Origin of the sequence: Pseudomonas sp. L13, assembly GCF_009935965.1 — a bacterium.
In the GTDB taxonomy this organism is placed as follows: domain Bacteria; phylum Pseudomonadota; class Gammaproteobacteria; order Pseudomonadales; family Pseudomonadaceae; genus Aquipseudomonas; species Aquipseudomonas lactis.
On the sequence record NZ_QODJ01000125.1, the window covers coordinates 1 to 4,597 of the forward strand.

A 4,597-nucleotide genomic window follows, 5' to 3' on the forward strand; every position below is an offset into this window, starting at 1 on the left:
GGCTAAACCGGCATCCCTGCCGGTTTACCCCCCAAATCCCTGTCGAATTCCGGCCAGCGTGGTTTGACGGGGCGCTTAAGATCAAAATCAAAAGCAGATCAAAAGCAGATCAAGAGCGGCTCGCTTCGCATCGTGGTTACCGTTGATTGCGACAGCGTTGTGTCGATATCTATGGCCATCGCAGGCAAGCCAGCTCCCACAATTTGACTGTATTTACAGATTAAGGGTCAGGCTAACCGTAAAGTTGCGCGGCTCGCCGGGGTTGACCCAATAATTGCTATAGGACCGCTCGTAATACTTTTCATTGAACAGGTTGTTGAGGTTCAGCCCCACCGTCACGTTCTGCGTGGCCTTGTAATGGGCCAGCAAATCCACGGTGTGGTAGGCGGGCAGTTCGAAGCCTGTGCCGGCTTCGCCTGAGCGGTCACCTACATAGGTGAACGCTGCGCCCAGGTCTGAGCCACGCAATGCGCCGTCCTGGAATTCATACACGCCCAACACACTGCCGCTGCGCTTGGCCACGCCGAGAATGCGGCTGCCCGTGGGGATGGTTTCGTCGCCCTTGGTCACTTCGGCGTCGATGTAGGCCAAGGCGCCGATCACGCGCACGGCGTCGGTCACTTGCCCGGTTACTTGCAGGTCGAACCCCTGGCTGCGGGCTTTGCCTATGGCGCGGTTGAGGTTGGTCGCCGGGTCCAGGGTCAGCACGTTTTCCTTTTCGATATGAAAGGCCGCAAGCGTTGCGCTTAGGCGGTCGTCAAACAGCTCGCTCTTGATGCCCACCTCATAGCCCACGCCTTCTTCGGGCTTGAAGGACTTGTCGCCGGCACCCAGGCCGCTATTGGGCTTGAACGAGGTGGAGGCGTTGGCGAACACGCCCACTTGTGGAGTCAATTGATAGAGCAGGCCGGCGCGTTGAGTGAAGGCATCATGGGTCTGGCGGCTTTTGGCGTGGTTGCGGGCAAAGTTGTCGGTGCTTTGTTCGAAGTGCTCGAAGCGCGCACCGATCATGCCGCGCAGGCGGTCGGTGAAAATGATCTGGTCTTGTACGTTCAGCGCGTGGCTTTTGGTCTGTTCGAAGATATCGGTGCCTGAGCGGTCGCCGTTAGGTTTGGGCTGGCCGTAGACGGGGTTGTAGATATCGATGGGGTAACGACTGCCGCCGATGGTGGTGACGCGTTCTTTTTTGCGGTAATCCTCGTATTCAGCGCCCACCAGCAATTCGTGCTGCCAACTGCCAATATCGAACAAGCCTCTGAGTTCAAGCTGAGTGATGCTGTCATGCCAACCGGTGGAGCGTTCACGGTAACGGCGGTTGACGCTGTGGCCGTCCGCGTTCAGCGCACGGCTTTCCGACGCATCGCCCCACAGGCTGCCTTGCTTGTAATGACTGGCCAGGCGCAGTTTCCAGGCGTCGTTGAGGTGGTGTTCCAACGCCGCCTGGATGCGGTTGTTGTGGTTGCGGATATTGCCGTCGTCGGGCTCGCCGAGGAAGGTGGAATGGGGCATGCCGGTGTTGGCGACGATGCCTCGGTCGAAGGTGGAGCTGTGACGCACGAACTCGCTTTCCACCAGCAGGGTGGTGTCCGGGTCCAGTTGCCAACTGAAGGAGGGCGCGACGAACACGCGCTTGGCGTCGACGTGATCGCGAAAGCTGTGGTTGTCTTCAACGGCCAGGTTCACTCGCGTGAGCACGCGTCCCTCGCTGTCCAGCGGCGTATTCACATCCAGCGCCGTGCGGTAGCGGTCCCAACTGCCGGCGCTGGTCTGCAGCGTGGTGAAGGCCTCGGGCTGGGGTTTCTTGGTGACGATATTCACTGTGCCGCCGGGATCGCCACGCCCATAAAGGCTGGCGGCGGGGCCCTTGAGCACTTCGATGCGCTCGATATTCGCTGCGTCCGGGGTGCTGGGGTAACCACGGTTGGCGCTGAAACCATCCTGGTAAAACTCGGATGTGGTGAAGCCGCGCACGCTGTATTCGTAGAGGGTCAGGCCGCCGAAGTTGTTTTGCTTGGACACACCGCCGGCAAATTCCAAGGCGCGCTCCACGCTGGTACTGCCCAAGTCCTTGAGCACCGTGGCCGGAATCACGCTGATCGACTGCGGGATGTCGCGCAACGCCGTGTCGGTCTTGGTCGCACTGGCAGAGCGGGTGGCGCGGTAGCCGTCGACTGGGCCGGTGGCGGATTCATAGGCGTCGGAAGTGACGCTGATGGTGTCCAGTTCCAGGGTGTTTTCTTCGGCGTAGGCAGGGTCGAGCAGCAAACCCAGGGCCAGGCCGGCCAAGGGCACAAACTTTCGAGACGGCATGATAGAGCGTTCCAATAGCGATATTGAAACAATATAACATGACCAATGAGAATGAATCGCTAAGAAACATGGTCTTACAAGCGCCCGCGAACGGGCGCTTGGGTCGCGACGGTTATTGCTCTTCTTTCACTGGCGCGGTGGCCGGTGGTGGGCGCAGGCCGATTTCCGCCGACAGTTTGATCTCCTTGCCGTTGCGCATCACCAGGATCGCCACCTTGTCGGTCGGCTTGATCCGCGCCACCTGGTTCATCGACTTGCGCCCATCACCCGCCGGCGCGCCGTCGATGCTGAGGATCACATCGCCCAGCTGCAGGCCGGCTTTCTGCGCCGGGCCGTCGCGGAAGATCCCCGCTACCACGATGCCTGGACGCCCGGTCAGGCCAAATGACTCGGCCAGTTCCTTGGTCAAGGGCTGTACTTCAATGCCCAGCCAGCCACGAATCACCTGGCCGTGCTCGATGATCGACTTCATCACTTCCATCGCCAGCTTCACCGGGATCGCAAAACCAATGCCCTGTGAACCGCCGGACTTGGAGAAAATCGCGGTGTTGATGCCAGTCAGGTTGCCATTGGCGTCCACCAGCGCACCGCCGGAGTTGCCGGGGTTGATCGCCGCGTCTGTCTGGATGAAATCTTCGTAGCTGTTAAGGCCCAGCTGATTGCGCCCGGTGGCGCTGATGATGCCCATGGTCACCGTCTGGCCCACCCCGAACGGGTTGCCGATGGCCAGGGCTACGTCGCCCACGCGCAAACCGTCGGAGCGGCCAAGGGTGATGGCCGGCAGGTTCTTCAGATCAATTTTGAGTACCGCAAGATCAGTTTCCGGGTCGCTGCCCACCACGCGGGCCAGGGTTTCGCGGCCGTCACGCAGGGCCACCACGATCTGGTCGGCGCCCGTGGTCACATGGTTGTTGGTAAGGATGTAGCCTTCGGGGCTCATGATCACACCGGAGCCGAGGCTGGATTCCATACGGCGCTGCTTGGGGCCGTTGTCACCGAAGTAGCGGCGAAATTGCGGGTCTTCAAACAACGGATGCGCGGGCTTGTTGATGACCTTGGTGGTGTACAGGTTGACCACCGCAGGGGCCGCAATGGTGACCGCGTCGGCGTAGGTCACCGGACCCTGCACCACCGTGTTGGTCTGCGGTGCCTGTTGCAGGTTCACATCCAGTGTGGGCAGGCCCACCCACTGGGGATAACGCTGGATAATCAGCATCGCGATCAGCACGCCAGCCAACAATGGCCATCCAAAAAAACGCAGTGCCTTGAGCATCAAGTAAGTCCTGACAGGTTGCAGGGGGCGGGAGAGCGCCCATAATGTCGCGCATTATACGAGGCTGTGACGCCTGCGAACGGGATATTTAGGAGTCTTTTATGGCCGTGCCCCTTACTACCCTCGTCGAGGAAGCCGACCGCTACCTCGGCAGCGCCAAAATTGCCGATTACTGCCCCAATGGCCTGCAGGTCGAGGGCCGGCCCCAAGTGATGCGCATCGTCAGCGGCGTGACCGCCAGCCAAGCCCTGCTGGACGCCGCCGTCGAAGCCAAGGCCGACCTGGTGCTGGTGCACCACGGTTACTTCTGGAAGGGCGAAAACCCGTGCATCACCGGCATGAAGCAGCGCCGTCTCAAAACCCTGCTCAAGCATGACATCAGCCTGCTGGCCTACCACTTGCCCCTAGACCTGCACGCCGATGTCGGCAACAACGTGCAATTGGCTCGCCACCTGGACATCACCGTCGAAGGCCCGCTGGACCCTGGCAACCCCAAAGTCGTCGGCCTGGTCGGCTCCCTGGCCGAGCCCCTCTCACCCCGCGACTTCGCCCGCCGCGTGCAGGACGTGATGGGCCGCGAACCGCTGCTGATCGAAGGCAGCGAAATGATTCGCCGCGTCGGCTGGTGTACCGGTGGCGGCCAGGGCTACATCGACCAGGCGATTGCCGCCGGTGTCGATTTGTACCTGAGCGGTGAAGCGTCCGAACAGACCTTCCACAGCGCCCGGGAAAACGACATCAGCTTTATCGCCGCCGGCCATCACGCCACCGAACGCTACGGCGTGCAGGCGTTAGGCGACTACCTGGCGCGGCGCTTTGCCCTGGAGCACCTGTTCATCGACTGCCCCAACCCGATCTAACCCACAACGCAGAATACTGTGGGAGCTGGCGTGCCTGCGATTGGCCGTAGGCCTCTACACAACTCTGTAGCGCTCAACGGTAACCACGATGCGAAGCGAGCCGCTCTTGATCTTGATCTGCTTTTGATCTTAGGCGCCCCGTCAAACCACGCTG

General features: G+C 60.9%; 3 protein-coding genes. 1 reads left to right on the forward strand and 2 read right to left on the reverse strand.

Going from position 1 to position 4,597, the window contains the following annotated elements:
* Nucleotides 1-213 precede the first annotated feature (213 nt).
* Both DK871_RS28225 and algW read right to left on the reverse strand, forming a co-directional pair.
* Nucleotides 214-2,310, reverse strand: coding sequence for a TonB-dependent siderophore receptor (locus DK871_RS28225; RefSeq protein ID WP_161907454.1), 2,097 nt, complete (start codon nt 2,308-2,310; stop codon nt 214-216).
* A 112-nt stretch (nt 2,311-2,422) separates the two neighbouring features.
* Nucleotides 2,423-3,583 (reverse strand): Do family serine endopeptidase AlgW, encoded by a 1,161-nt coding sequence (algW, locus tag DK871_RS28230; protein ID WP_057977380.1) that lies wholly within the window; start codon nt 3,581-3,583, stop codon nt 2,423-2,425.
* A 101-nt stretch (nt 3,584-3,684) separates the two neighbouring features.
* On the opposite strand from algW, the gene DK871_RS28235 reads away from it, so the two are divergent.
* A complete protein-coding gene (locus DK871_RS28235) occupies nt 3,685-4,443 on the forward strand; it encodes a Nif3-like dinuclear metal center hexameric protein (protein WP_003188389.1) in 759 nt (252 codons plus the stop codon).
* Nucleotides 4,444-4,597: the final 154 nt, after the last annotated feature.

Coding starts and splice junctions, on each gene's coding strand:
- DK871_RS28235 (WP_003188389.1), top strand. CDS start 3,685: ATGGCCGTGCCCCTTACTACCCTCGTCGAGGAAGCCGACCGCTACCTC.
- DK871_RS28225 (WP_161907454.1), bottom strand. CDS start 2,310: ATGCCGTCTCGAAAGTTTGTGCCCTTGGCCGGCCTGGCCCTGGGTTTG.
- algW (WP_057977380.1), bottom strand. CDS start 3,583: ATGCTCAAGGCACTGCGTTTTTTTGGATGGCCATTGTTGGCTGGCGTG.